Origin of the sequence: Campylobacter sp. CH246, assembly GCF_004378835.1 — a bacterium.
Lineage (GTDB): Bacteria > Campylobacterota > Campylobacteria > Campylobacterales > Campylobacteraceae > Campylobacter_D > Campylobacter_D jejuni.
The window spans coordinates 18,293-44,278 of sequence record NZ_RYYA01000009.1 but is presented as its reverse complement, the minus strand read 5'-3'; the positions used below and the strand labels follow the sequence as shown (position 1 = coordinate 44,278).

General features: G+C 30.3%; 23 protein-coding genes and 1 pseudogene. 16 read left to right on the top strand and 8 right to left on the bottom strand.

What is annotated here, in order from left to right:
* Nucleotides 1-7 precede the first annotated feature (7 nt).
* On the top strand, nt 8-577 hold the full coding sequence (locus tag ELQ06_RS07425) for a phospholipid-binding protein MlaC (RefSeq protein WP_002856450.1): 570 nt from the start codon (nt 8-10) through the stop codon (nt 575-577).
* Nucleotides 577-3,048, top strand: a complete 2,472-nt coding sequence (locus ELQ06_RS07420; protein WP_052823880.1) for an RND family transporter — start codon at nt 577-579, stop codon at nt 3,046-3,048. The genes ELQ06_RS07425 and ELQ06_RS07420 overlap by 1 nt, the downstream gene beginning before the upstream one ends.
* 30 nt (nt 3,049-3,078) lie before the next feature.
* Here ELQ06_RS07420 and rdgB read toward each other — a convergent pair whose 3' ends face one another.
* The gene (gene rdgB / locus ELQ06_RS07415) at nt 3,079-3,681 is read right to left on the bottom strand and encodes an RdgB/HAM1 family non-canonical purine NTP pyrophosphatase (protein WP_052823881.1); all 603 of its coding nucleotides are present in this window, start codon (nt 3,679-3,681) and stop codon (nt 3,079-3,081) included.
* Between the two features lie 166 nt (nt 3,682-3,847).
* On the opposite strand from rdgB, the gene ELQ06_RS07410 reads away from it, so the two are divergent.
* Nucleotides 3,848-5,149, top strand: a complete 1,302-nt coding sequence (locus ELQ06_RS07410; RefSeq protein ID WP_052823882.1) for an MFS transporter — start codon at nt 3,848-3,850, stop codon at nt 5,147-5,149.
* Between the two features lie 2 nt (nt 5,150-5,151).
* Here the strand turns inward: ELQ06_RS07410 and ELQ06_RS07405 are convergent, their stop codons facing one another.
* The gene (locus ELQ06_RS07405; protein ID WP_052794227.1) at nt 5,152-6,825 is read right to left on the bottom strand and encodes a 4Fe-4S dicluster domain-containing protein; all 1,674 of its coding nucleotides are present in this window, start codon (nt 6,823-6,825) and stop codon (nt 5,152-5,154) included.
* Between the two features lie 77 nt (nt 6,826-6,902).
* Here ELQ06_RS07405 and selA point away from each other — a divergent pair, with 77 nt between their 5' ends.
* The 4 genes from selA to ELQ06_RS07385 are packed head-to-tail and all read left to right on the top strand — an operon-like array spanning nt 6,903 to nt 11,322.
* Complete coding sequence (gene selA, locus ELQ06_RS07400) at nt 6,903-8,225, top strand: L-seryl-tRNA(Sec) selenium transferase (RefSeq protein ID WP_052823883.1); 1,323 nt, start codon at nt 6,903-6,905, stop codon at nt 8,223-8,225.
* Complete coding sequence (selB, locus tag ELQ06_RS07395) at nt 8,222-10,027, top strand: selenocysteine-specific translation elongation factor (RefSeq protein ID WP_052823884.1); 1,806 nt, start codon at nt 8,222-8,224, stop codon at nt 10,025-10,027. Before selA ends, selB begins: the two co-directional genes overlap by 4 nt.
* 48 nt (nt 10,028-10,075) lie before the next feature.
* Nucleotides 10,076-10,786, top strand: coding sequence for a DsbA family protein (locus ELQ06_RS07390; protein WP_052823885.1), 711 nt, complete (start codon nt 10,076-10,078; stop codon nt 10,784-10,786).
* Nucleotides 10,787-10,791: 5 nt separating this feature from the next.
* Nucleotides 10,792-11,322, top strand: a complete 531-nt coding sequence (locus tag ELQ06_RS07385) for a hypothetical protein (RefSeq protein ID WP_052794223.1) — start codon at nt 10,792-10,794, stop codon at nt 11,320-11,322.
* 44 nt (nt 11,323-11,366) lie between these two features.
* Here ELQ06_RS07385 and fldA read toward each other — a convergent pair whose 3' ends face one another.
* From fldA to ELQ06_RS07370, 3 genes are read right to left on the bottom strand one after another with little or no spacing between them, the layout of a single operon-like run.
* Nucleotides 11,367-11,858, bottom strand: coding sequence for a flavodoxin FldA (fldA, locus tag ELQ06_RS07380; protein WP_052823886.1), 492 nt, complete (start codon nt 11,856-11,858; stop codon nt 11,367-11,369).
* The gene (locus tag ELQ06_RS07375) at nt 11,858-12,553 is read right to left on the bottom strand and encodes a hypothetical protein (RefSeq protein WP_052823887.1); all 696 of its coding nucleotides are present in this window, start codon (nt 12,551-12,553) and stop codon (nt 11,858-11,860) included. The genes fldA and ELQ06_RS07375 overlap by 1 nt, the downstream gene beginning before the upstream one ends.
* A gap of 2 nt (nt 12,554-12,555) precedes the next feature.
* Complete coding sequence (locus ELQ06_RS07370) at nt 12,556-12,870, bottom strand: DUF2325 domain-containing protein (protein WP_002855637.1); 315 nt, start codon at nt 12,868-12,870, stop codon at nt 12,556-12,558.
* 171 nt (nt 12,871-13,041) lie between these two features.
* Here ELQ06_RS07370 and ELQ06_RS07365 point away from each other — a divergent pair, with 171 nt between their 5' ends.
* Together ELQ06_RS07365 and ELQ06_RS07360 are read left to right on the top strand one after the other, a co-directional pair.
* Nucleotides 13,042-14,466, top strand: a complete 1,425-nt coding sequence (locus tag ELQ06_RS07365; protein ID WP_134237499.1) for a catalase — start codon at nt 13,042-13,044, stop codon at nt 14,464-14,466.
* A 56-nt stretch (nt 14,467-14,522) separates the two neighbouring features.
* Nucleotides 14,523-14,993, top strand: a complete 471-nt coding sequence (locus tag ELQ06_RS07360) for a Cj1386 family hemin-binding protein (protein ID WP_002858381.1) — start codon at nt 14,523-14,525, stop codon at nt 14,991-14,993.
* Here ELQ06_RS07360 and ELQ06_RS07355 read toward each other — a convergent pair whose 3' ends face one another.
* Nucleotides 14,994-15,650: a transcriptional regulator gene (locus tag ELQ06_RS07355; protein WP_002859670.1), complete on the bottom strand. Its 657-nt coding sequence runs from the start codon at nt 15,648-15,650 to the stop codon at nt 14,994-14,996.
* A gap of 167 nt (nt 15,651-15,817) precedes the next feature.
* Between ELQ06_RS07355 and ELQ06_RS07350 the strand changes: the two genes are divergently transcribed.
* The 7 genes and pseudogenes from ELQ06_RS07350 (at nt 15,818) to feoB (ending at nt 23,668) form a co-directional block, all read left to right on the top strand.
* A complete protein-coding gene (locus ELQ06_RS07350; protein WP_002860397.1) occupies nt 15,818-16,180 on the top strand; it encodes a RidA family protein in 363 nt (120 codons plus the stop codon).
* 3 nt (nt 16,181-16,183) lie between these two features.
* Nucleotides 16,184-17,622 (top strand): annotated as a pseudogene (gene dcuC / locus ELQ06_RS07345) (C4-dicarboxylate transporter DcuC).
* Between the two features lie 12 nt (nt 17,623-17,634).
* Nucleotides 17,635-18,798, top strand: a complete 1,164-nt coding sequence (locus tag ELQ06_RS07340) for a PLP-dependent aspartate aminotransferase family protein (protein ID WP_052823889.1) — start codon at nt 17,635-17,637, stop codon at nt 18,796-18,798.
* A gap of 9 nt (nt 18,799-18,807) precedes the next feature.
* Nucleotides 18,808-20,175 (top strand): adenylosuccinate lyase, encoded by a 1,368-nt coding sequence (purB, locus tag ELQ06_RS07335; RefSeq protein ID WP_134237498.1) that lies wholly within the window; start codon nt 18,808-18,810, stop codon nt 20,173-20,175.
* A gap of 8 nt (nt 20,176-20,183) precedes the next feature.
* Nucleotides 20,184-21,524: an MmgE/PrpD family protein gene (locus tag ELQ06_RS07330; protein ID WP_052823891.1), complete on the top strand. Its 1,341-nt coding sequence runs from the start codon at nt 20,184-20,186 to the stop codon at nt 21,522-21,524.
* Nucleotides 21,525-21,605: 81 nt separating this feature from the next.
* Complete coding sequence (locus ELQ06_RS07325) at nt 21,606-21,830, top strand: ferrous iron transport protein A (protein ID WP_002859677.1); 225 nt, start codon at nt 21,606-21,608, stop codon at nt 21,828-21,830.
* A complete protein-coding gene (feoB, locus tag ELQ06_RS07320; protein WP_052794214.1) occupies nt 21,827-23,668 on the top strand; it encodes a ferrous iron transport protein B in 1,842 nt (613 codons plus the stop codon). Before ELQ06_RS07325 ends, feoB begins: the two co-directional genes overlap by 4 nt.
* Here feoB and ELQ06_RS07315 read toward each other — a convergent pair.
* Both ELQ06_RS07315 and fabI read right to left on the bottom strand, forming a co-directional pair.
* Complete coding sequence (locus tag ELQ06_RS07315) at nt 23,665-25,158, bottom strand: hydrogenase small subunit (protein ID WP_052794213.1); 1,494 nt, start codon at nt 25,156-25,158, stop codon at nt 23,665-23,667. The two genes, feoB and ELQ06_RS07315, sit on opposite strands and share 4 nt — an antisense overlap.
* A gap of 3 nt (nt 25,159-25,161) precedes the next feature.
* Nucleotides 25,162-25,986: an enoyl-ACP reductase FabI gene (fabI, locus tag ELQ06_RS07310; protein ID WP_052794212.1), complete on the bottom strand. Its 825-nt coding sequence runs from the start codon at nt 25,984-25,986 to the stop codon at nt 25,162-25,164.

The window sequence follows — 25,986 nt, the reverse complement described above, 5'->3', positions numbered from 1 at the left end:
GAAAATAATGAAAAAAATATTTTTAATCTTGGCTTTATTTTTTAATGCTTTTGCCTTACAGCTAGATGAAATTTCTAGTACTATGCAAAAAAACATTGATGCAAGCTTAAAACTTTTACAAGATAGCAAAGAAGACAAAAAACAAGCTGCTGATGGAATTTTTAAACTTTTTGATAGCATAATAGATTATAAACTCATGGCAAAACTCAGTCTTTCGAAAAATTATTCTAAATTAAATCCAAAAGAACAAGAAAAATTTACCACAGCCTTTGAAGCAAGTCTTAAAAAAAGTTTTACCGATAAACTCAGTCTTTATAAAGATCAGGTTTTAAAGGTCAAAAATGGTGAGTTAAAAAATGAAAAACGCTATTTTTTAACCACTTCTATGGTAGTAGATGGGGAAGAAAAAAATATCATTTTCAAATTTTACAATGATAATAACAACTGGCTTGTTTATGATGTAGATGTTTTAGGTGTGAGTATAGTACAAACTTATAGATCACAATTTGGAGATATTTTAGCCAACCAAGGCTTTGATGCCCTACTTCAAAAACTTGAGAGTATTGTCATAGAATAATGTTTGCAAAGCTTTTAAAGTTTTTTATTTCTCGTCCAAAAAGTACTTTTTTTGGAACCTTGTTTATATGCCTGTTTTTAAGCTTTTTTGCTTTTAAGCTTAGCGTAGATGCAAGTGCTGAAAGTTTACTTTTAGAAGATGATGCAGATTTAAAAACTTTTAGAGAAATTTCAAAACATTATAAAAGTGATAATTTTTTACTTTTAGCCTTCAAACCCTATGATGAAAAACCTTTTTCAAATGAAAATTTAGCCAAATTAAAAAAACTTCATGAAGAATTAGAAAAGGCCCCTTTAGTAGAGCGCGTTTTTAGCATCATCAATGCCCCTTTGCTTCAAAGTTCACAAAATACGGATTTAAAAGAACTGTTAAAAAATATCCCAAACATAGAAAGCCAAGATATAAACCGCACAAAAGCCCGAAATGAAATTTTAAATAGTCCCTTTTATAAAAATAATATCATCTCAAAAGATGGAAAAGTAACAGGGCTTATTATTTACTTAAAGCCTGATACAGTTTATAATGATCTTGTAGAAAAACGCGATCTTGCTACCGATGAAAAAGAAAAAGATCAAATTCGTCTTGCTATAAAAAAACATCAAGACAAGCAAAAAGTTATCACGAAACAAAGTCTAGATACTATTAAAAGCATAGTTCGAAATTATGAAAAAAATAAAGATACGCTCTACCTTGGTGGCGTAAGCATGATCGCTGATGATATGATAGCTTATATAAAATCTGATCTTGTGCTCTATGGTGTTTCTCTTGTATTTTTACTAGGACTTGCACTTTATTATTTTTTCCGTTCATGGCGCTTTGTTTTTTTACCTCTTTTTATTTGTTTTATAAGCTTAAGTGCGGCTAGTGGAGTTTTTGCGCTTTTAAATTTTCAAATCACAGTTATTTCATCAAATTACATTGCTTTGGTTTTAATTATCACCTTAAGTGTAGTTGTTCATTTGATCACGCATTTTATCGAAAGCACCCAAAATCATCCCAAAGCTAAAGTTGAGCGCATAGTGCTTGAAACCTTACTAGCCAAAGCAAATCCTAGCCTTTATGCCATTGTTACAACGATGATAGGATTTTTTTCTTTAATCCTATCAAATATCGAACCTATCATAAAACTTGGCATTATGATGAGTATAGGTATAGGTTTAGCTCTTATCTTTAGTTATTTGTTTTTAGCAAGTATCTTAGTTCTTTTAAAACCAAAAAATTATCATAAAAAAGAGTTTAAATTTAATCTTTTAGCCTTTTGCGCCAAAACCGCTCTTGATCCTAAAAAGCGTCGCATGATTTATGGAATTTCAGTTCTTGCTATAATCTTAGCTTTAATAGGCATTTCAAAACTCAGAGTTGAAAATTCTTTTGTCAATTATTTCAAAGATGGTAGTGAAATCAAAAAAGGACTTTTGGTTATTGATAAAAACCTAGGTGGAACCTTGCCTTTAGAAGTGATCATTCGTTTTCCAAATAATAAAAACGATCAAAATACAAGTGATACTCTTGATAGTTTTGAAAGTGAATTTGAAAATTTAGCCACACAAGAAACTTATTGGTTTGACTCTAAAAAAACACGTATTGCAAAAAAAGTTCATGAATTTTTAGAAAACAAAGAATTTGTAGGCTCGGTTTTAAGTCTTAATAGTCTTTTAACCCTAGGGAAAAATATCAACGACGGAAAAGAGTTAGATGATTTTGCCCTTGCGTTTTTAAATGAGAATTTACCTGCTAAATTTAAACAAGACTTGCTTTCACCTTTTGTAAGCATAGAAAATAACGAGTTAAGATTTAGCATGCGTATTGTTGATTCTGATCCGAATTTAAGACGTAATGAGTTTTTAATAGATCTTAAAAAACAGCTCAACGAGCTTGTAAAAAATGATGGAGTAGAAGTTCAAATCACAGGCATAATGGTGCTTTATAATAATATGCTCCAAAGTCTTTTTTCATCGCAATTTGATACTCTTATATTTGTAATTTTAGCTATTTTTATACTTTTTATCATTGTTTTTAGAGATTTAAAATTTTCAGTTGCGGCTATATTGGTAAATGTTATTCCTTTAAGTGTGGTTTTTGCTCTTATGGGGCTTTTAGGTATTCCTTTGGATATGATGAGTATCACTATAGCTGCTATTGCTATAGGTATAGGCGTTGATGATGCTATACATTATATTTATCGTTTTAGGGAAGAAATTAAAAACAAAAGCCTAGAAGAAGCCATTATGATTTCTCACCTTAGTATAGGTTCGGCACTTTATTATACTACCATTAGCATAGTTTTAGGTTTTAGTGTTATGATGAGTAGCAATTTTATTCCAACAATTTATTTTGGAATTTTAACCGTTTTTGTAATGATTTTGCTTTTAAGTGGAAGTTTGTTCTTATTACCAAGCTTTTTAATCACTATTTATTCTAAGAAAACCAAGTTTCCAAACCAACATAAAGAGCATATATTAAAACAATAATAGCTATATATTTTAAAAAATTTTTCATTTTTATCCTTTGTTTAAAATCTTTAAAATGATTTTTGCAAGCTCTAAGGCTTTAAAACGATGAGAGATGTTATTCTTCTCATCCACGCTAAGCTGGGCTAAGGTTTTATCAAAACCCTTTGGAATAAAAAGGCTATCATAACCAAAACCATTTTCACCTTTTTCTGTATCTATTACTTTTCCATGCATGGTTCCATGTGTGCTAAATTCCCCCATCAAACCCACCATAGCAATAGCAGCAACATAATGTGCCCTGCTTTGATTACAACCTTTTTTTATCATTTCATTGACAAGTTTATCACGGTTACTTTTATCATCACCCTTACCGCTAAATCGAGCAGAATAAATTCCTGGATTTCCTTCTAAAACATCTACACAAATGCCACTATCATCACTTAAGGCGATAAAATCTTTTTTTTGCTTTTCATCTAAAGCATTAAAAACCGCTCTTGCTTTAATCAAGGCGTTTTCTTTAAAAGTTTTTCCATTTTCTTCAATCTCAAAAGGTGTTAAAACTTCATCAAAAGCATAAATTTCAAAATCTTTTAAAATTTCTTTAAGTTCTAAAACTTTATGCTTATTGCTCGTAGCTAGGATAATCTTCATAACAAAAGCTCCAAAATAATATCAAAAACAAAAATATGATTTTATAAAATTTATCCTTGTGCGTAGCTTTTAAATATCAAATGATAAAACGATGTTAATCAATGCTTAATCCATTTCATAGTAAAATTATCCTAATTTAAATTTCAAATTTAATAGGAAATTGATAATGCTAAACAATGTCTTACCCTTATCTTTCATAGTTGGAACAAGATTTTTTGGGCTTTTTATAGTTTTGCCAGTTTTAAGTCTTTATGCTTTAAAACTTGAAGGCGCTAATGAATTTTTAGTGGGACTTTTAGTTGGTGTTTATGCCTTAACCCAAATGATTTTACAAATGCCTTTTGGGATTTTAAGTGATAAAATTGGTCGTAAAAAAACCATGCTCATTGGACTGATTATTTTTATAATAGGCTCTTTAATCTGCTCTTTTGCGGAAAATATCTACATCATGCTTTTAGGAAGAATGCTCCAAGGTGCAGGGGCTATTGGGGCAGTGGCTACAGCAATGATAAGTGATTTTATCACAGAAGAAAATCGTGGTAAAGCCATGGCGGTAATGGGTTCTTTTATAGGACTTAGTTTCGCAGCTTCTATGGTAATTTCTCCTCTAATGAGTGCAAAATGGGGTTTATCCAGTCTTTTTGATCTTAGTGCAGCTTTGTCTCTTTTATGTATAATTTTACTTTATACCGTTGTACCTAAAGAAAATAAAATCACTCATGAAAATGAAAAAACTCCTTTTTTTCATCTTATTAAACAAAAAAATTTAGCCCTTATGAATCTTACTAATTTCATGCAAAAAATGCTTATGAGTATAGCATTTTTAAGTATTCCTATCATTCTAGTAAAACATTTAGGCTTTGCTTCTGATAAACTTTGGATTGTTTATAGTGCTTCTATGGTGGCAGGTTTTATCGCTATGGGCTTTGCTGGAAGTTTAGGCGAAAAAAGAGGTTTGGCTAAACAAATTTTACTCTTAGGAATTGTTTTTTTCATACTTTCTTATCTTTTCTTTGCTCTTAGTGATTCTATGGATTTTTTTATCCTAGCAGTTGTGATTTTTTTTATAGGTTTTAATTTACACGAGCCTATTATGCAAAGTTGTGCATCAAAATTTTGTAAAGTTCATGAAAAAGGTGCAGCATTAGGGTTATTTAATGCTTTTGGATATGGTGGAAGTTTTATAGGTGGTATTATCGGAGGGATATTTTTACATCTAGATGCCTTAAATCTTTTAGCTATTATTTTAGTGGTTTTAGCTCTAATTTGGCTTGTGGCATTATTTTTCTTAAAAAATCCAGCTGATTTTAAAAACCTTTATCTACCTTTAGAAACGCCTTTAAATTTCAATACTTTTAGCGAAAATTTAGGGGTTGTAGATATTTATAAAAACTCTAAAAATCTTGTTGTTAAATTTGATAGCAAACTTACAAATAAAGAAGAATTAGAAGGCAAAATTAAGATCTAAATCTAATTTTGCCTCGCAAAACCCATTGCTTTTATCATCACTTTTGCCTTGCAATCTGCACAGCAATAAAGCGTTTTGATTTTATTTTCATCATTACCAAATTTAGGTTTCATTAAATTGGCTATTTTTTCTACAGCTTTTTTTGTGGCAAATTCTTTACCACATTCTATACAGGCAAAAAGTTCATCTTTTGCCATGGTTTGATATTCAAAATAAGAAGCTCTAAACTCCATTCCACTACGAAGTAATTTTAAAGTATCTTTTTCAGCACAACTTAACTCACAATACCCACAAGTCGTACAAAGAGAGGCATTAAATTTCAAAGCATTTTCTTGTTTATCAGCGATTAAAGCTCCTACATTACAGGCACCCACACAAGAAAGACAAAGCGTACAGGTGTTAGGATTGATTTCTACCTTACCATAACGCAACCATTCGCCACTTTCTATACTGCCAAAATCTTCATTTTTTATCATTTCTTGCATTCTTTTGGCAAAATTTTCTCTTGTAGTTAAGGTGTTGTTATGAAAATCATATTTTAAATCTTGTATAAATTCTTGCTCTTTTAAAACATTTTGCAATTCTTTTTCATCTTTAGCAACAAAAATAGCTTTTTTTTGAAATTTTCTCTCAAAAAAAGTATTTAAAAGCGTAATGGCTTCATTGCTACCACGAGATACAAAATCCGTATAAAAAACTAAATTTGCTCCACTATTTTGCAAAAGCGTTAAAAAATGCATAGAAGAAAGCCATTTTTCACCCTCTATCATAAAGGGTAAAACATCTTTTGGTAAAGCAAGATTTAAATTTTCTAAAGACATTTTTTTAGGAATGATTAAAATTTTTTTATCTTTATAAAACTCACAAAGGGTAAAAAAACTTTCTCTTGGCATAGGAGCATAATCAAGTGATCCACTAGGACACACACTAATACATCCTCCACAACCCAAACAATCCACTTGAGAAAATTCTAAATGCTTTTTTTCATCATCTTTTAAAATCGCCACAGTAGGACAAATTTCAGCACATTTTGCACAATGCTCACTGCGTCTTTCGTGGTATTGACACACGCTAGCATTATAGCTAATATAAGTTTTATAATGATATTTTGGACTTTTGCTTTGCAAAAACTCAAGCAATACTTCAAGATTTTCAAAATTTAAAAGATTATAACATCCACTTTGTCTTGTAAAATCTTTACGCACAACGCTTAAATCTTCAGCTTTAAAAAGTAAAAAATCAAAATCTATTTCCACTTCTTCGCCTTGATTTTTAACCACAGCACAAAGCTCCCCTACGCTTCCAAAAACAGCTAAAATTTCTGCACTGCTTAAAGCAATAACCTTAAATCCATGTTCTTTTAAAAACTCTACGGTTTGAGTATCGCTATCTACTAAAATCAAACGATTTTGCACTTCTTTGCTTTGTTCTAAATCAAGCCCTAAATCATAAACACTAGCTCTTGCTTCATAAAGCGTTAAAACATTTTTACTTTGCTCTAAAATTTCATCTTGAGAATTTTTAAGATAAAAATTAATCTCAGGGGCATAAATTTGTGCTTTTTGATTTTTATCATTACAAATTAATGCTTCTTTATCATTTGCCTGATCTAAAATTTCAATAGCATCAGGCAAAGGGATTAAAACATCATTTTTTATATAAACAAAATCTTGCATTGTCTTCCTTAATCTCTTTAAAACATCATTTTATAAATTCTATGTTAAAATAACCAAATATTTTCTTAAGGCTTAAGATGAACAAATTTAGAACTTTTCCACAAATTAACACTCTTATTGAAGATGAGAGTTTAAAATCCTATCCTTTTTATATCAAAGCATTTTTTTGTAAAAAAGTTGTCGCAAAACTAAAAGAAAATTTTTCCCAAGATGAAATTTCTAAAGATAAATTACTTTTAGAAATCAAAAAAGAAATCAAAACTTTTTACCGCAAAGATTTGCAAAGTGTAATTAATGCAAGCGGAGTGGTTATACACACAAACCTTGGCAGAAGTGTAATCCATGAAGAACTTTATGAAGCGTGTAAAGATATCATTTGTAATTATTCTAATGTAGAGTTTGATTTAGAAAATGGAAAAAGAGGCTCTCGCTATGCTTTGGTGCTAGAAAAACTTAAAATGCTTTTTGAATGCGAAGATGCTTTAGTAGTCAATAACAACGCTGCGGCAGTTTTTTTAGTACTTAATTCTCTTTGTTATGATAAGGAAGTCATAAGCTCAAGAGGAGAACTTATAGAAATTGGCGGAAGTTTTCGTGTGCCTGAAGTGATAAAAGCTGCAGGTGTAAAGCTTTGCGAAGTTGGAACTAGCAACAAAACACACTTAAAAGACTATAAACAAGCTATCAGTGAAAATACCGCTCTAATTTTAAAAACCCACAAGTCTAATTTCGCTCTTATGGGTTTTCATAGTGAAGTAAATATAAAAGATCTACATGAACTAGCAAAAGAAAAAGGGCTTTTGAGTTATTATGATCTAGGTTCTGGCTGGTGTGAAAATTTAAATGAAAAGCTGATTAAGAATGAACCTAAAATCAGAAAACTCGTACAAGAATGTGATATTTTGAGTTTTAGCGGAGATAAACTTTTTGGTAGCGTGCAAGCAGGCATTATACTTGGAAAAAAAGAACTCATAGAAAAACTTAAACAAAATCAACTTTTAAGAATGCTAAGAGTGGATAAATTAACCCTATCTTTTTTAAATGAAAGCTTAAAAGCTTATTTACAAAAAGATTATGAAAAAATTATTACCTTAAAACTTTTAAATGATGACTTATCCTTTATAGAAGAAAAAGCTTTAAGAGTGCAAAAAGAATTAAAATTTCAAACCCGACTCAAAAAAAGCAAAAGTTTAGTAGGAGGAGGTTCTATGCCTGATAAAAGTTTAGATACTTATATACTAACTTTTCAAGGAGATGCTTTAAAACTACAAACTCGATTTAGAAAAGAAAATATCATAGGACGCATTGAAAATGATGAATTTGTTCTTGATTTTAGAACTATACGAGAAAATGAACTTCAAAAACTTATTCTTACAATCAATCAAATGGAAAACTTATGAAATCTGTTATTATAGGAACCGCGGGACATATTGATCATGGAAAAACTTCACTCATTAAAGCTTTAAATGGTTTTGAAGGCGATAGTTTAAAAGAAGAACAAGAAAGACAAATCACCATTAATTTAAGTTTTTCAAATCTTAAATTAAAAGATAAAAACATTTCTTTTATCGATGTTCCAGGACATAAAGATTTGGTTAAAACTATGGTAAGTGGAGCTTTTGGCTTTAGTGTTTGTTTATTTGTCGTAGATATTAACGAGGGTTTAAAAGAACAAAGTTTAGAACATTTAGAAATTTTAAAAATTCTTGATATTAAAAATATCATTTTAGTACTTAGCAAATGTGATCTTTGTGAAAACATGGAGCAAAAAAGTGTAGAAATTTTAGAAGAGTTAAAAAATTTAGATTATCCCATTTTAAAAGTATTTCACACCAGTATAAAAAATAATCAAGGCATAGAAGAATTAAAAAATTATCTTTATACCATAGAAAACAAAGAAAATGATGAAGAACTGATTTTTCATTATTATATCGATAGAGTTTTTTCTCTAAAAGGCATAGGAACTGTCGTTACAGGTAGCCTGAATGAAGGAAGTATCACTTTAAATGAAAAAATCATCTGTTTAGACACTCAAAAAGAACTCATTGTTAAAAATATACAAAACCACGATACTAATTTAGAGCAAATCAAAGCTTGTAACCGTGTGGCTTTAAGTTTAAATTGTGATTATAAAGAGTTAAAAAAAGGTTATTTACTAAGTAAAAAAGGTTATTTTAAAGCCTTTAAAGAATGCGATGCTTTAGTTAAAGCAAAAAATTTACAAAATAGCAAAATGATTTTTTGCGTGGGTTCAAGACAAATAGAATGCAAAATAAATATATTAAAAAAACTAGAAAATGATGAATTTTTTGTACATTTTAGTTTTGATAAAAATGTATTTTTAAGTTTTGATGAGGCTTTTATTTTATTACAAAACAATCGTGTTATAGGCGGTGGTAAGGTTTTAAATCCTTTAAGCGAACCTTTAAAAAAAGAACAAAAAAATAAATTTTTAATGTTTTTGAAAAATAAAGATTTTAAAGCGGCTTTTTCTTTCTTAAAAGACGCACACAAATACGGCTTTGGCTTGCTTTCAAGTTATCAGAGATTTAAACTTTCTCATCAAAAAGCATTGAAATTAGCAAAAGAATTAAATCAAGTATTTGTTGATGAAAAAAATCTTAATGTATATCATTTACAAAGTCTAGAAGAAATTAAAAATTTCATCAAATTCATACTTGAAAAAAATCCTTATGCCATGCTTTCAGCACATTCTTTAGCTTTAAGGATTACTTGGGCAAGTGAAAATTTTTGCGAACTCGGGCTTAAAGAGATGTCAAATTTATTGGATTTTCAAAATGGAATTTATTTTAAAAAAGGCATAGATTTTGAAAAACTTCAAGAAAAAAACAATAACCAAATGTATGAAATTTTAAAAAAACAAGGTATTAAACCCGAAGCTCCTTATAATCTTTATGATTTTTTAGAACTTGATAGAAAAAGCGGAGATAATATACTCAAAAAACTTACCCAAAAAGGCTTAGTTGTAAGACTTTCACACAATCTTTTTATAGAAAAACAAGCTCTTGAAAAACTTATGCAAGAATGTTTAAATTTATTAAAAAATCAAAGTCTTGATGTGCAAAGTATGAAAGAATATTTTAATCTTTCAAGAAAATATGCTATTGCTTATTTAGAATACTTAGACAAATTTCCTCAAGTAAGCAAAGAAGCTGAAAAAAGATTTTTAACAAACATTTAGAAAATCATTATAGAATTAAACATAATTTATTTAAAGGATTTATAAACTATGAAAAAATTAAGTTTAATTCTTGCCTGTTCAGCATCTTTGTTTGCTGCAAGTAATTCAGAAATTAGTGATTTTTATTCAAAAAGCATTAAAGCACAATTTCCAAATGCTACCGTTAGTGTATCAAATCGTCAAAAGGTTGCTAATACGGGTTTTGAAAGTGTTATTGTAAGCGTTGAATTAAATGGACAAAAACAAGAAAACATTCTTTTTACAAAAGATAGTCTTATTACCCCTGATCTTATCGACTTGAAAACGGGAATTTCTTATGCTCAAGAATATGAAATGAAAAAATTTCAAGAAGCAAGAGAAAATTTTACAAAAAATGCTAAAGCTGTAGCACAAAAAGAAACCATGGTAATAGCTTTGGGAGATAAAAATAAACCTGCAATTTATGTTTTTTCAGATCCTGAATGCCCTTATTGTAGAGAACATTTAGCTCAAATTGATGATGAACTTAAAAACTATCAAGTTAATTATATCTTAACTCCAGTACATGGAAAATCTGCTTTTGAAAAATCCGCTCTAATCTACAAGGAAGCAAAAAAAGCAAAAAATGATAAAGAAAAAATCGCAATTTTAAACAAATACTATGATGCAAATATCAAAAATTATCCAAAAGTAAGTGATGTAGAATTAAAAGAAGTTTTTTCCTTATATGAAAAATATCGCTCATTAGGTCTTAGCGCTACTCCAACTATTATTAAATAAACCTAATGTCTAAATTTGCTTTAATTTTAAGCTTTTTTATAGCACTCTTTATGAGTGCTTGCACCAATGCAACTTTCATACAAAGCTTTATTCAAACAAGTAATGAAGGCATTTTTATCAGATCACAAAAACAACAAAGTTTTAAAATTTCCTTTCAAAATCCTAGTCAACTTCGAACTACTTTGGATAGAGATTTGGCTTTAAAACTTAAAAATTTAGGCTTAAAAGAAGTAAAAGAGAATGCAGATTATGAAATTTTAATCAATCTTATAGATATGAAAAAGCATTCTTATGCCCAAAAAATCACAACTTCAGCAAGATTTTTTTATGATTTTGATCCTTTGGAAAGTGATGGAGAATGGATGGTAGAAAACTACTATACTATGCAAGTTAATTTACAAATCAACTCTAAAAATCACAATTCTCAAAAAACAAGTCTTCTTGCTAGAACAGCTTATCTTGGAAATAAAGAACGCTGTCAATTATCTTTAGAAAATAAAATTATAAATCAAATAGTGAGTTTTTTTTATTTTTAAGAAAAGACAATCAAGAGTATAAAAACTCTTGATTTTAAGAATTATTAAGCAAAATAAGGTTTGATTTGTTCTATCCAAGCATCAATTCTTGATTCAGTTTGATCCTCTTGATTATCATTGTCAAGAGCAAGTCCAACAAATTTACCATCTACAACCGCATCACTTGCTTCAAATGTATAACCATCAGTTGAAACTTCTCCTACCAAATTTGCGCCTGCATCTTTTAAATTTTGAGCTAATTTACCCATGCCACCACAAAAAGTATCAGAATAACTTTCACTATCACCCATACCAAATACAGCTACAGTTTTTCCACTAAGACTAAGCCCTGAAAAATCAAAACCATCCCAATCATCTTGTAAATCACCACTTCCCCAAGTTGAAGTTCCACAAATTAATTTATCGTAAGAATTCATTTTAGCTGCATCAATATCTGAGATATTAAAAACATCGCTAATTCCAAGTTTTGAAGCAATTGTATTAGCCGCTCCTTCTGTATTTCCCATAGCACTACCATAGATTACTGCTACTGACATTATTTTCTCCTTATAATTTGATTTGATATTTTATACGGAACTAATTTTAACATAGTTTTGTTTAAATCACACAAAAAATGTTTTATTTCAATAAAATGTGTGAAATTTTTGTTACGCGGACAAACAATATAAAATTTTTCAAAATTGTTTTCTTTTATTAAATTCAATAATCCATGAATTTCATTTTCAATTTTTAAATTATGTGTATTAATCTCTTTGCAAAGTGGTAAAATTGCAAATTTCTTATCTATTATAATAAGATCACCATCTTGATCTATATTTTTTCCATTATTTTGAAAAGAAACCTTATCATAAACATAAGAGCTAAATAAAATTTGCGCATCAAAACAAATGCCATAAAGATAAATTCTTAAAAGTCTTAAAAAATCAACATTCTTAGATATTTTAGTATTAAAAATCAAGCTTTTTCTTTTTTGAAAGCAAAAAGCGTATGCATTAAGCTTGATATTTATATTTTGAATCTTACCAAATGAAACATGCATTATGTCATGTAAAAAATTTTCAAATATCATTTTTAAACTCTTGGTATTTTTTGCATATAAAAGAGGAATTTTTAGATCGCTATCAACGCTCGCATTATATTGAGTTAAAAAAGTCAACATAAGCTCTTGATTGTTTAAATAATGATAAATTTGCGGTATAAATTCTCGCTTATCATCAAATCCAAATAACATCTTTAACCTTTATAGCAAGAAAATTCTTTATTAAGATTAAAAATTTTACAATATTCACAATACACACAACTTACACTTCTTTTTGCACAAACTAATGGAATTTTACGCTTTTTAGCTTCATTTTTGATTTTTTTCATAGTATTATGATTTAAAAAGCTTGTTAACATTACTATACATTCTGTATCACAAGGAATCGGCTTGCGGTTAACTCTATTTTCATTACGCGCATCCCAGTGTTCTATTTTTTTAGCACCTAAATCATGTAAAACAGCTCTAATAGGAGTGATTTCATCTGCACCAATAACCAAAACTGACATAAATTCTCCCTTTGTGATTTTTAAAATATATTTTGATAATTATTATTATAATATAAAAAAACTAAATTTATTTTGAAATTTATTATCAATAAAATGCAATTATTCAGTTAATTTTAATTTTTAATAGATATAATTTACTAATTGATAAAATTTATTATTTAGGAGAAAACAATGAAAAAATTAACTAACGATTTTGGAAACATTATAGCCGATAACCAAAATTCATTAAGTGCAGGCGCAAAAGGACCTTTGCTTATGCAAGATTATCTTTTGCTTGAAAAACTTGCTCATCAAAATAGAGAAAGAATTCCAGAAAGAACCGTTCATGCCAAGGGAAGTGGGGCTTATGGAGAAATAAAAATCACTGCTGATTTATCTACTTATACTAAGGCAAAAATATTTCAAAAAGGAGAGATAACTCCTCTTTTCCTACGTTTTTCTACTGTTGCAGGTGAAGCAGGCGCAGCGGATGCTGAGCGTGATGTACGTGGATTTGCCATTAAATTTTACACCAAAGAAGGAAATTGGGATTTAGTAGGAAATAATACTCCAACTTTTTTTATCCGTGATGCGTATAAATTTCCTGATTTCATTCATACTCAAAAAAGAGATCCAAGAACTCATCTAAGAAGTAATAATGCTGCTTGGGATTTTTGGAGCTTATGTCCTGAAAGTTTACATCAAGTAACCATTCTTATGAGTGATAGAGGAATTCCTGCAAGTTATCGTCATATGCATGGATTTGGAAGCCATACTTATAGTTTTATTAATGATAAAAATGAAAGATTTTGGGTAAAATTCCATTTTAAAACCCAACAAGGGATTAAAAATCTTACCAACCAAGAAGCTGCCGAGCTTATAGCAAAAGATAGAGAGAGTCATCAAAGAGATCTCTATAATGCTATAGAAAATAAAGATTTTCCAAAATGGAAAGTTCAAGTTCAAATTCTTGCTGAAAAAGACATAGAAAAACTTGGATTTAATCCTTTTGATTTAACAAAAATTTGGCCTCATAGTCTTGTACCTTTGATGGATATAGGCGAAATGATTCTAAACAAAAATCCTCAAAATTATTTCAATGAAGTTGAACAAGCTGCCTTTAGTCCAAGCAATATCGTTCCTGGAATTGGCTTTAGCCCTGATAAAATGTTGCAAGCTAGAATTTTTTCATATCCTGATGCACAAAGATATAGAATAGGAACTAATTATCATCTTTTACCAGTAAATCGTGCAAAAAGCGAAGTGAATACTTACAATGTCGCTGGTGCTATGAATTTTGATAATTATAAAAATGATGCAGCTTATTATGAACCAAATAGCTATGATAACAGCCCAAAAGAAGACAAAAGCTATCTTGAACCTGATTTAGTCTTAGAAGGCGTAGCACAAAGATATGCTCCACTAGATAATGACTTTTATACTCAACCAAGAGCTTTATTTAATCTTATGAATAATGACCAAAAAACTCAACTTTTTCATAATATCGCCACTTCTATGGAAGGAGTTGATGAAAAAATTATCACTAGAGCTTTAGAACATTTTGAAAAAATTTCACCTGATTATGCAAAAGGAATTAAAAAAGCTTTAGGAAAATAATTTTTACTTGCCACTTTTGGTGGCAAACTAAAGATTATAATAATTAAGGAAAAACAATGACAACTCTTAGTTTAGAAGAAGAAAAAAGATTTGAAGAGCTTTGCAAAATGGCTTTTAATTTTGCAAGAAATAATGAATGTGAAAATCTTAAAATCATGATAGAAGCAGGTTTAAATGTAAATTTAAAAACTCATAAAGGCGATAGCTTGCTTATGCTTGCAGCTTATAATAATTCTTATGAAAGCGCTAAAATGCTTTTAGAAAAAGGTGCAAAAGTAGATGAAAAAAACGATCGTGGACAAACCCCATTAGCAGGAGTTTGTTTTAAAGGATACTTACCTATGTGTGAACTTTTAGTTAAATATGGAGCAAATATTGATGAAAACAATGGTTTAGGAATGACACCTTATACTTTTGCTATTATGTTTGGACGCAAAGATGTGGCAGAATTTTTACTCAAAAAATCTAAAAATAATTTTTTAAAGAAAATAAGCCTAAAAATACTAAAATTTATCAAAAAATTTTAGTTATTTTTTAAATTTCTTCAGATACCTATAGACACTAGGTTCTGAAATTTTTAAAAATTTTGCTACGATAGGAACCGCCCCTTTTATATTAAAAATACCTTTTTCATATAGCTTTTCAGCAATTTCTTCTTTTTGAGTAATGCTTAATTGATAATCAGAATTTAAATAACTAGAATCTACGCTTTGAACTAAAATATCCTCTATCGAGTGACTTAATGTTTCTATACTTGAATCATTTTGAGAAAAACTAATATTTCCTAAAATATCACCCATATCTCCAATTTTTTCTAAATCAATCATCTTGCATATTAAATCTCTCATAATGCTAGTATCATGATTGATACACAAAATACCTACTAATTTGTCATGATTTTTAATAAAAAAAGTAGATCCTCTAATTAATTTTGATTTTCCAACAAGAGCCTTATAATCACATAAAAAATCTTTTTCTAAATATTTTTTATTTTGCATAAGCTCACTTGCAAAAGCAGTCAAGGGAGAATCTAAACTTCTTCCACTAATGTGATTGTTAGCAATTGCTGCAATATAGGCCCCATCTTCAGTAATTACATGAAAAACTATCTCATATTGCTCACCTAAAACTTCTCCTAAAAAATATGTCAACTTTATAAATTGTTGTTTTTGTCCCTCATCCATAAAACTGCCTTCAATAAAAAATTAATATAATATTAAATTCTACTCTTTATACTTTAAAACATTTCTTAAAAATAAAATTTTATTATTATGATAATAAACTATTGACAAATTATTATTGTAGTGATAAAATGCATTCTGCTTAATCTATATTTAACAAAGGAGAATTCATGTCAAACTATCCAAAGGCCATTGGTCCATACTCAGCTTACAGAGAAGTAAATGGACTTTTATTTATATCAGGACAACTTCCTATCAACCCTGATTCAGGCGAAATAGAAAGCCATGATATCAAAGAACAAACCAAACAATCTTTGAAAAATATCGGTGCTATCTTAGAAGAAAATGGTATCAGTTATGATAAAGTGGTTAAAACCACTTGCTTTTTAGCTGATATTAATGATTTTGTAGCATTTAATGAAATTTATGCTGAATTTTTTAAAGCTCCTTATCCAGCAAGAAGTGCTTTTGCAGTAAAAGATCTACCAAAAAAAGCTAAAGTAGAGATAGAGATCATCGCTCAAAAAGGATAAAACATGCTAGGTATTGTTTTTTCTTTATTTAGTGTTTTTTTGCTTGTTTTTATGCTTTATAAAAAAATCAATGCTCACATGGCATTGCTTTTAAGTGGTTTACTTTTACTTTCCTTAGCTGCTATTTTTGGACTTTCTCCACACATTGTCGCTAAAGGTTCTTTAAATTTAGGTTTTTTTGATATTTTTCAAGTTTTCAATCAAACCATGTCAAGTACATTAGCAGGGCTTGGACTTACACTTATGACTATAGCAGGTTTTTCTGCTTATATGGATCATGTAGGGGCTTCTTATGCACTTTTTAAAGTTTTTGAAAAACCTTTAAAAGCCGTAAAATCTCCTTATGTTTTACTCATAGTTGCTTATTTTATCGTACAATTTTTAGTTCTTTTCATCCCTTCTCACGCAGGCTTGGCACTTTTACTTATGGTTACTATGTATCCTATACTTGTACGCTCTGGTGTTTCAAAACTTTCTGCCTTAAGCGTGATTGCTATTTGTCAATATATCGATCATGGACCTGGAAGTGGAAATGTGATCATGGCATCAAAAGTAGCTGAAGTTGATCCTGCAATTTATTTTGTTCATTATCAACTCCCTACAACCTTGCCTATCATTATAGCTGTAGGTATTGCAATATATCTTTGCAATAAATTTTTTGACAAAAAAGATAATTTTGTCTTCAATGCACAAGAAATTGAAAAAGAACTAAATGAAAATGAAGGTAAAGAAAAAGAACTTAAAAAACCTCCTAGAATTTATGCGATTTTACCTATAATTCCTTTGGTTTTAATCCTAGGATTTAGTTCCGTACTTGATAGCATCTTGGTTTTAATGGGAATAAGTAGCGCTGAAGAAGTTACAGCAGCTGCTAGTACTGCCATTAAATGAATGTTCCAGTAGCAATGGTGATTTCAACTTTTGTGGCTATTATTTTTGAAATGATACGCTATAAAAGTATAGTAGAAACTCTTAATTCTATGATGATTTTCTTTAAAGGAATGGGACATTTATTTGTTATCACAGTTTCACTCATCGTTTGTGGTCAAGTATTTGCAAGTGGTCTTTTATCTGTAGGTTTTGTAGATACTTTAATAGAATTTTGCAAAAATGCAGGATTTGGAGTTTTGGCTATTATTATCGCTGTTTCAATCTTACTTGCGGTTTGTGCTTTCTTAATGGGTTCAGGAAATGCAGCATTTTTTAGCTTTGCTCCACTTATCCCAAATATAGCAAAACACTTTGGAGTTGAAACTATCACCATGATAGCACCAATTCAAATCATGACGGGCTTTGGAAGATGTGTTAGTCCTATTGCACCAGCAATCTTAGCTATTTCAGCTATTGCAAAAGTAAGTCCTTTTGCCGTGGTTAAAAGAACAGCTATTCCTATGCTTGTAGCGGCTATTGTAAATGTTATTATGACTTATATCTATCTTTAAAAAGGAGAAAAAATGAACTCAAAAACTAAACTTATTCATTGTGGCAGAGGCGATCAAGGCGCTGAAGTAAGATCAGTCAATCCTACACTTATGCGTGCATCAACTATACTTTTTAAAGATCACGCAACTTGGCAAAAATACAGAGAATTAAGAAAAACAGATCGTGTTTTAAGTTATGGAGCTAGAGGAACAACAACCAATTTTGAACTTGAAAAACTTATTTGCACTCTAGAGGGTGGCTATAGAGCACAACTTTTCCCAACGGGACTTGCAGCATTAGCTATGGTACTTTTAAACTATGCAAGCAAAGATGCGCATTTTTTAATTACCGATGCAATTTATGGGCCTGTAAGAACAATTTGCGAATTATTTTTAGAAAAAATGGGAGTTGAAATTGATTTTTTAAAAGCTGATGCAAGTGATGTAGAAGAAAAAATCAAACCTAATACCAAGCTTATCTTATGTGAAAGTCCAGGTTCTATACTTTATGAAGTCATAGATTTACCAAAACTTTGCAAAATTGCCCATGCGCATAATATCCCTGTAGCTATTGACAATACTTATTCTAGTGGATATTTTCTAAATCCTTTAGAACTTGGAGTGGATATTTCAGTTATCGCTGCTACAAAATATCTTAGTGGACACTCTGATGTAACCATGGGTATAGTAGTAATCAACGAAAAAGAATGGAAAAATTTTGACAAACTTCCAGAAGCTTTAGGCTTTACAACAAGTCCTGATGATGCTTACTTAGTACTTCGTGGTATGAGAACACTAGATGTGAGAATGAAAGCTCATGAAAAAAGTGCTGATGAAATTGTAGAGTTTTTACAAAGTAGAAAAGAAATTAAAACAATTTTCTATCCAAAACTCAAATCCCACCCAAATCATGAAATTTTCATGCGTGATCATAAAGGTGCAAATGGTATGATTACCATAGAATTTACAGAAGGTTATAACAAAGAGGATGCTATTAAATTTGTAGATAAACTAGAATACTTTTCAATTGGTGCTAGCTGGGGTGGATATGAAAGCTTAGCCACCGTAACTACTCCACCTAGAACTGCAACAGACCTAAGTGCAAGAGGACCATTTGTAAGATTTCATATAGGTCTTGAAGATACTAAAGATTTAATTGCTGATTTAACACAAGCTTTTGATAGTATTAAAAAATAAGGAGATAAGATGACAGGAATTAGCGTATTTGATCATAGATTACTAGCAGACTCATGGAGCACGCAGGAAATGCGTGCTATTTTTTGCGAACAAAACCGCATACAAAAATGGCTCGATGTTGAAGCAGCTTTAGCAAAAGCACAAGCAAAACTTAAAATTATCCCTAAAAAAGCAGCTGATGAGATCGCAAAAAAAGCTCATTATAAATTTATGGATATGGACTTTATCTTTGCTGAATTTAAAAAAACCAAACACCCTTTAGTTCCTACTGTAAGAGGATTAGAAAAAGCTTGCGATAATAATTTAGGCGAATATGTACATTTTGGAGTAACCACTCAAGATATCATCGATACAGGACTGGTTTTACAATTTAAAGAAGCAATGACTCTTGTAAAAAGCGAATTAAAAGCTATCGCAAAAGCCTTAGCGAAACTAGCTAAAACCCATAAAAACACTGCTATGATGGGAAGAACTTTAGCACTTCAGGCTTTGCCTATTACTTTTGGACATAAAGTGGCTATTTGGTTAAGCGAACTTGAGCGTCATTTTGAAAGAATACTTGAACTTGAAAAAAGACTTTATGTAGGCAGTATAGTAGGTGCTGTAGGAACTAAAGCAAGTTTAAGTGATGAGTGCAATGAAGTAGAAAAACTCACTTTAGAAAATTTAGGACTTGATGTGCCTAATATTTCTTGGCAACCTGCACGTGATCGCTTTATAGAACTTGGTTTTATACTAGGTAATATCAATGCAACCTTTAACAAAGTCGCTCATGAAATTTTAATCCTTTCACATAATGAAATCGATGAAGTTGCTGAACCTTTTGGCAAAGGACAAGTAGGATCAAGCACTATGCCACACAAAAGAAATCCTGCAGTAAGCGAAAATGCAGTTACAGTAAGCAATGCCTTTAAAGCAAATTTAGCCATTTTAAGTGATATTGAAAGACATGAACATGAAAGAGATGGTCAAGTTTGGAAAATGGAATGGAAGCTTTTACCTGAAATGTTTTTAATGCTTTCTGTGGTTTTAGCAAATATGAAATTTGCTCTTAGTGATTTAGAAGTAAAAAAAGACAAAATGCTTAAAAATTTAAATACTCTTAATGGTTTTGTTTTAGCAGAGCGTGTTATGTTTGCATTAAGCGATCATTATGGAAAACAACACGCCCATGAGATTGTTTATGAAAATGCTATGCTAGGTATCGAAAAACAAAAAACCTTTAAAGAAGTTTTACTTGCAGATAAAAGAGTATCTAAGGTATTGAAAGAAAAAGAAATCGATACTTTGCTTGATGCAACAACCTATGTAGGATATGCACCAAAACTTGTAGATGAATTTTTGGAAAAAATCAAATATAGTGCTATTTTAAAATAGGAAAAATCATGTTCTATAGTGAAATTTTAGCGGATTTTATTTTCAATCTTAAATATGAAAATATCCCTAATACAGTTGTTCAAAGAGCTAAAGAACTTATGCTTGATAGCCTTGGAACAGCTATAGCAGCAAGTAAAGAAGAATGTGTTTTAAATGCTTTTAAAGCTTTTGAAAATTTAAGCACAGAAAAAAATACTCTTATTTGGGTAAATGATCAAAAATTAGATCCTATATACGCAGCCATGCTAGATGGCATTGCTTCTCATGCGTTAGATTTTGACGATACACATACAGAAGCGATTTTGCATGCAAGTGCAATTTTAACTCCACTTTGTTTAAGTTATGGTTTTCATGTTAGCAAAGATGCGAAAAAAATCATCAAAGCTTTTATAGTAGGCTGGGAAATTGCAGCTAGAGTAGGCATTGCAAGCAAAGGTACTTTTCATAAGCGTGGTTTTCATACCACTGCTATTGCAGGAATTTTTGGAAGCGTAAGTGCAAGTGCAATCTTGCTAGATCTTAACAAAGAACAAATCATCAATGCTTTAGGACTTGCAGGAAGTTTTGCAAGTGGGATTAATGAGTTTTTATCCAATGGATCTAATTCAAAAGTTTTGCATATTGCCAATGCTATTAAAAACGGTATTATAGTAGCTCATTTTGCTAAAAACCATATGAGTGGACCTTTGAGTATTTTTGAAGGTAGGGATAATATCTTTAAATGTTTTGGCATAGAAGAAGAATGCGATAAAACAGAACTTAACAAAGCCTTAGGAGAAATTTGGCAAACTATGCAAGTTTCAATCAAGCCTTATCCAAGTTGTCATTTTGCTCATGGGCTTATTGATTGTGCTATTGCTTTAAAAAATGATGGTTTAAAAGCTGATGAAATTAAAAGTATTCATTGTTTTGTAGATGAAGTTCCTATTTCTTTTATCTGCGATCCTTTGGAAGCAAAATACACTCCAAATAGTGCTTACGAAGCTAAATTTTCCATGCCTTTTTTAATGGCTCTAGGATTCTTTGATGGTAAAATCACTCTTGAATCTTATGAAAATTTAAAGCGTGAAGAAGTACTAGAATTTGCTAAAAAAATCAGTTACGAAAAAAGAAAATCTCAAGGCTTTCCAAAATATTTTCCAGGGCATTTAGAAGCCAGTTTGCAAGATGGACGCACAATCCAAAAAGATGTTTTTATAAATAAAGGTAATTTTGATAATCCATTAAGTTTTGAAGAATTAAAAGCTAAATTTTTAGCCAATGCACAAATTTACCTTGATAATGCTAAAGCTAACAAAATTCTAGATCAAATCATCAATCTAGAAAATTTAAACCACTTTTCTTTTTAAATATTAATCCTTCTTTTTATAAGAAGGATAATTTCATTACACTTTTTTATTATAATATTTATTATTAATTTAGGAATTACAATGACTTTAGATAATTTAAAAGATGGACAAAAGGCTATTATTGTCAATTTAAGCGCTCAAAAAGAACTCAAAAATAGACTTTTAAGCTTTGGATTTATCAAAAATAAAAACTTGAAAAAAATTCACTCCTCTTTAAAAAATGCCACCATAATGGTAGAGCTTGATGCAAGTTGTGTTATCCTAAGATCTGATGAAGCTAAAACCATAGAAGTGAATCTTATATGAAAAAAATCAAAATAGCCCTTGTAGGTCAGCCTAATGTAGGCAAAAGTCTTCTTATTAATGTGCTTTGCAAAGCTAATATGAAAGTAGGAAATTTTAGCGGAGTTACTATAGAAAAAGCAAGCGCAAAAACTTTTTATAAAAACTATGAATTTGAAATTATTGATTTGCCAGGAACTTATTCTTTAGATGGATATAGCGAAGAAGAAAAAATCACACGTCATTTTTTAAATCAAAACGACTATGATGTTATTGTTAATGTTTTAGATGCTACCAATTTAGAACGCAATCTTATCCTTAGCGCAGAACTTTTAAGCCTTAATAAAAAAATGCTTTTAGCTTTAAATATGTGCGATGAAGCCAAAAAAGAAGGTATAGAGCTTGACACTTCTGTTTTAAGCCAAGAATTTCAAAGTCAAGTTGTTGAAATTTCAGCAAAAACAAAAGAAAATTTAGAACTTTTGCTGCAAAAAATTATTATTTTATTTGAAAGTAAATTTATTTCAAGATCTCAATTTTATACTCCACTTTGTGAAAAAAGCCCAGAGAAAGAATATTTATTATATTTTATTAATGAACTTTCAAAAAAAATTATCACACGCAAAAAAGAAGAAAGAAATTTAACCAAAAAAATCGATGCCTTACTTATCCATAAATTCTTTGGCTTACCTATATTTTTATTTTTAATGTGGCTTTTATTTCAACTCACCTTTAGCTTAGGGCAAATTCCTATGGATTATATAGAATCAGGCTTTAATGCCTTAGGTGAACTTGTTAAAAACAATATTTCTAATACCTTCATCGCTTCAGCTTTAGCTGATGGGATTATCGCAGGTGTTGGTGCTGTGATACTTTTTTTACCTAATATAATAATCTTATTTTTAGGCATAGCTCTTTTAGAAACCACAGGCTATATGTCAAGAATAGCTTTTTTACTTGATGGGATTTTACATAAATTTGGTTTGCATGGTAAAAGTTTTATTCCGCTAATCACTGGTTTTGGTTGTTCGGTACCTGCTTTTATGGCTACACGCACTCTTAAGAACAAAAGAGATAGACTTTTAACTCTTTTTGTGATCAATTTTATGAGTTGCGGGGCAAGACTTCCTGTATATGTGCTTTTTATCGGTGCTTTTTTTCCAAGTGAAAAAGCAGGAAATTATCTTTTTGGAATTTATATTTTAGGTGCGATTTTGGGACTTTGTGCTGCAAAATTTTTAAGAATGACAGCATTTCGTGGACTTGATGAACCTTTTGTTATGGAAATGCCAAAATATCGTATGCCAAATTGGCATTTAGTTTGGTTTATGGTTTACAATAAAGCCAAAATGTATCTTAAAAAAGCAGGAACTTTCATACTTTTAGCCTCTTTGCTCATATGGTTTGCTAGCAATTTTCCAAAAAATGAAGAAAATTTAAATGATTTTAACGCTCAAGAAAGAGCCATAGAACAAAGTTATTTAGGACAATTTGGCAAAGGCATAGAACCTATTTTTAAACCCCTTGAGTTAGATTGGAAATTAAGCATATCTTTAATCAGTGGTTTGGCCGCTAAAGAAGTGATGATTTCAACTATGGGAGTACTTTATTCTCTTGGAAAAGAAGTGGATGAAACAAGCAGTGATTTAAAAGGAATTATTGCCAAAAATATACCTATACCAAGTGCAGTGGCTTTTATTTTATTTGTAATGATTTATAATCCCTGCTTTGCAGCAACTATAGTTTTTTCAAAAGAAAGTGGAAAGCTAAAATACACTCTCTTTCTCTTTCTTTTTACCTGCATAAGTGCTTATATAGTAGCTTTTATAGGGCTTCATATTGCTAAAATTTTATTAAATTAACTTGCTTTTAATGATGAAATTTTAGTAATATTATCTTCAAAAGCTTTTAAAATACTATAAGCAATACCTTCAAAATCAAGCCCACCGCAAAGATAGATTAAAGTCATACGAAAAGATTTACTCACATCAAGCTTTGGTTTTTCAGCATTCATATTTAACTTAAAATCATAAGGACTTGCATGTTTAAAAGCATAATTTTTTGCCGCAATTAAAAAATCATTCTTATCTTTTAAAAATGCGCCTTTAACCAAAATAAAACTCATCTCAAGATATTTCCAAAAATCTTTTGAAGGCATAGGATTTTCATCAAAATTTTGTTCTATAAAAGCATAGTTTTTCTCAAAGGATTTTTTATAATTTTCTACAAGCGAAGCACCTAATTTATTTTTAGCTATATTTTGTAAAATAAGTTTTATATTGCTTTCAAATTCAAAATCTATTTGTTCTAAAATTTTAATTTGCTCTTCTGGAAAAAATTCTTGTTTTAACTCTTCATTGCAAAGTTTAGCGTAAGAAAAAATATTTGCCATAGGTTTTTCATAATTCCCAAACTCATCCCAAAAATTTTTCTCACTACAGGCTATACAACCATGTCCTGCAGCCACTGGCCAAGAAGTTTTAGCATTAAATTTCACTTTAGGACAGTTGTTGTAAGTATAAGGTCCTTTACAACCTATCTTAAATAAACAAGCTCCATTCTTTGCAGCTTCATCGTCAAAATGTTCAGCAAAAATCCCACTTTCAAATTTCGCCTTTCTTTCACACATATCATGCAAACATTTACCATAAGCCCACACAGGACGATTTTGTTCATCAAGTTCAGGTAAAACTCCAAATAAAGCAAAAAAACTTAAAGTCGCAATGATATTTACATCACTTGGAGGACAACCTGGAATATTTACTACTTTCTGACTTAAAACTTCGCTAATACCACAAGTGTTACTAGGATTTGGATAAGCAGCCTGAATACCACCATAACTTGAACAAGTACCCACTGCAAAGATAGCCTTGGCTTTAGCGGCTAGTTTTTCTAAAATTTCATAGCCACTCTCTCCTTGCGCTCCTATAGTAAGAAAAAAGGTATCAATGGCTGCAACACCACCTTCAACCGCTAAAATAAAATCTTCTTCTAAAACATACTCTAAAAGCTCTTCAGCCTTAGTGCCATTTGCCGCCATTAAAGTTTCATGATATTCTAAAGAAAAAAAATCAAAAATAAGCTCATCAAAACTTGGCAACTCAGAACGCAACAAACTCTCGCTACACCCTGTACATTCACAAAGATGAAGCCATACTAACTTTGTTTTAGGTGCGATTTGAAAAAATCTTTGAGCAAGAGCTGGAATTTCATTGCCTAAAGATAAATGTCTAGCAAGAATTTTTACACTTTCTTCATTGATAACCTTATCCTCTTTTAAAGTAGAATTCTCAAGTTTTTTAATGCGATCTTCAAGTATATTTTTTAATTCTTCATTGCTAAGCTTTGCCATTTTTTATCCTTTTTGATTATCCCAACAAAGAACAGTTTGCCCTTCTTCATTTTTTTCAACATCGCCCATACCCATGATGTTATATCCTGCATCAACATAATGTATTTCACCTGTAACACCATTTGCTAAATCGCTAAGTAAATACATAGCCGAATTGCCTACATCTTCTATACTAACATTGCGTTTTAAAGGAGAATTGATTTCATTGTATTTTAAAATCATTCTAAAATCCCCTATTCCACTTGCTGCCAAAGTTTTAATAGGACCTGCTGAAATAGCATTAACACGAATTCCTTTTACTCCTAGATCTCTTGCTAAATAACGCACAGAACTTTCAAGTGCGGCTTTTGCTACACCCATAACATTATAATGAGGTACATATTTAACCCCACCAAGATAACTTAAAGTCAAAATCGAACCCTTCTCTTTTAAAATAGGTAAAACCGCACGTGTTAAAGAAAGTAAAGAATACACAGAAGTTTGCATAGCTATATCAAAAGCTTCTTTTGAAGTTTCTAAAAAAGAATTTTCTAAAGCTTCTTTTGGAGCAAAAGCAACCGCATGTACTACAAAATCAATCTCACCTAAATCTTTTTTGATTTTTTCAGCGATAGAATCTAAATGCTCGTTATTATTTACATCAAGCTCATAAACAAAATTAGAATTAAACTCTTGTGCTATAGGTTCTACACGTTTTTTTAAAGCATCATTTAAAAAAGTAAAAGCAAGCTGGGCTCCTTGATCAAAACATGCTTTTGCTATGCCATAAGCGATAGATTTATTATTTGCAACCCCTACAATAAGGCCTTTTTTACCCTTCATAATCAT

What these genes read in the sequence shown, in the direction of transcription:
- ELQ06_RS07325 (WP_002859677.1), top strand. Translation starts at nt 21,606, where the DNA reads ATGACTTTAGATAATTTAAAAGATGGACAAAAGGCTATTATTGTCAAT.
- ELQ06_RS07410 (WP_052823882.1), top strand. Translation starts at nt 3,848, where the DNA reads ATGCTAAACAATGTCTTACCCTTATCTTTCATAGTTGGAACAAGATTT.
- feoB (WP_052794214.1), top strand. Translation starts at nt 21,827, where the DNA reads ATGAAAAAAATCAAAATAGCCCTTGTAGGTCAGCCTAATGTAGGCAAA.
- ELQ06_RS07370 (WP_002855637.1), bottom strand. Translation starts at nt 12,870, where the DNA reads ATGTCAGTTTTGGTTATTGGTGCAGATGAAATCACTCCTATTAGAGCT.
- ELQ06_RS07405 (WP_052794227.1), bottom strand. Translation starts at nt 6,825, where the DNA reads ATGCAAGATTTTGTTTATATAAAAAATGATGTTTTAATCCCTTTGCCT.
- ELQ06_RS07355 (WP_002859670.1), bottom strand. Translation starts at nt 15,650, where the DNA reads ATGGATGAGGGACAAAAACAACAATTTATAAAGTTGACATATTTTTTA.
- ELQ06_RS07390 (WP_052823885.1), top strand. Translation starts at nt 10,076, where the DNA reads ATGAAAAAATTAAGTTTAATTCTTGCCTGTTCAGCATCTTTGTTTGCT.
- ELQ06_RS07340 (WP_052823889.1), top strand. Translation starts at nt 17,635, where the DNA reads ATGAACTCAAAAACTAAACTTATTCATTGTGGCAGAGGCGATCAAGGC.
- selB (WP_052823884.1), top strand. Translation starts at nt 8,222, where the DNA reads ATGAAATCTGTTATTATAGGAACCGCGGGACATATTGATCATGGAAAA.
- ELQ06_RS07330 (WP_052823891.1), top strand. Translation starts at nt 20,184, where the DNA reads ATGTTCTATAGTGAAATTTTAGCGGATTTTATTTTCAATCTTAAATAT.
- ELQ06_RS07425 (WP_002856450.1), top strand. Translation starts at nt 8, where the DNA reads ATGAAAAAAATATTTTTAATCTTGGCTTTATTTTTTAATGCTTTTGCC.
- ELQ06_RS07385 (WP_052794223.1), top strand. Translation starts at nt 10,792, where the DNA reads ATGTCTAAATTTGCTTTAATTTTAAGCTTTTTTATAGCACTCTTTATG.
- selA (WP_052823883.1), top strand. Translation starts at nt 6,903, where the DNA reads ATGAACAAATTTAGAACTTTTCCACAAATTAACACTCTTATTGAAGAT.
- purB (WP_134237498.1), top strand. Translation starts at nt 18,808, where the DNA reads ATGACAGGAATTAGCGTATTTGATCATAGATTACTAGCAGACTCATGG.
- ELQ06_RS07350 (WP_002860397.1), top strand. Translation starts at nt 15,818, where the DNA reads ATGTCAAACTATCCAAAGGCCATTGGTCCATACTCAGCTTACAGAGAA.
- ELQ06_RS07420 (WP_052823880.1), top strand. Translation starts at nt 577, where the DNA reads ATGTTTGCAAAGCTTTTAAAGTTTTTTATTTCTCGTCCAAAAAGTACT.
- ELQ06_RS07315 (WP_052794213.1), bottom strand. Translation starts at nt 25,158, where the DNA reads ATGGCAAAGCTTAGCAATGAAGAATTAAAAAATATACTTGAAGATCGC.
- fldA (WP_052823886.1), bottom strand. Translation starts at nt 11,858, where the DNA reads ATGTCAGTAGCAGTAATCTATGGTAGTGCTATGGGAAATACAGAAGGA.
- rdgB (WP_052823881.1), bottom strand. Translation starts at nt 3,681, where the DNA reads ATGAAGATTATCCTAGCTACGAGCAATAAGCATAAAGTTTTAGAACTT.
- ELQ06_RS07360 (WP_002858381.1), top strand. Translation starts at nt 14,523, where the DNA reads ATGACAACTCTTAGTTTAGAAGAAGAAAAAAGATTTGAAGAGCTTTGC.
- ELQ06_RS07365 (WP_134237499.1), top strand. Translation starts at nt 13,042, where the DNA reads ATGAAAAAATTAACTAACGATTTTGGAAACATTATAGCCGATAACCAA.
- fabI (WP_052794212.1), bottom strand. Translation starts at nt 25,986, where the DNA reads ATGATTATGAAGGGTAAAAAAGGCCTTATTGTAGGGGTTGCAAATAAT.
- ELQ06_RS07375 (WP_052823887.1), bottom strand. Translation starts at nt 12,553, where the DNA reads ATGTTATTTGGATTTGATGATAAGCGAGAATTTATACCGCAAATTTAT.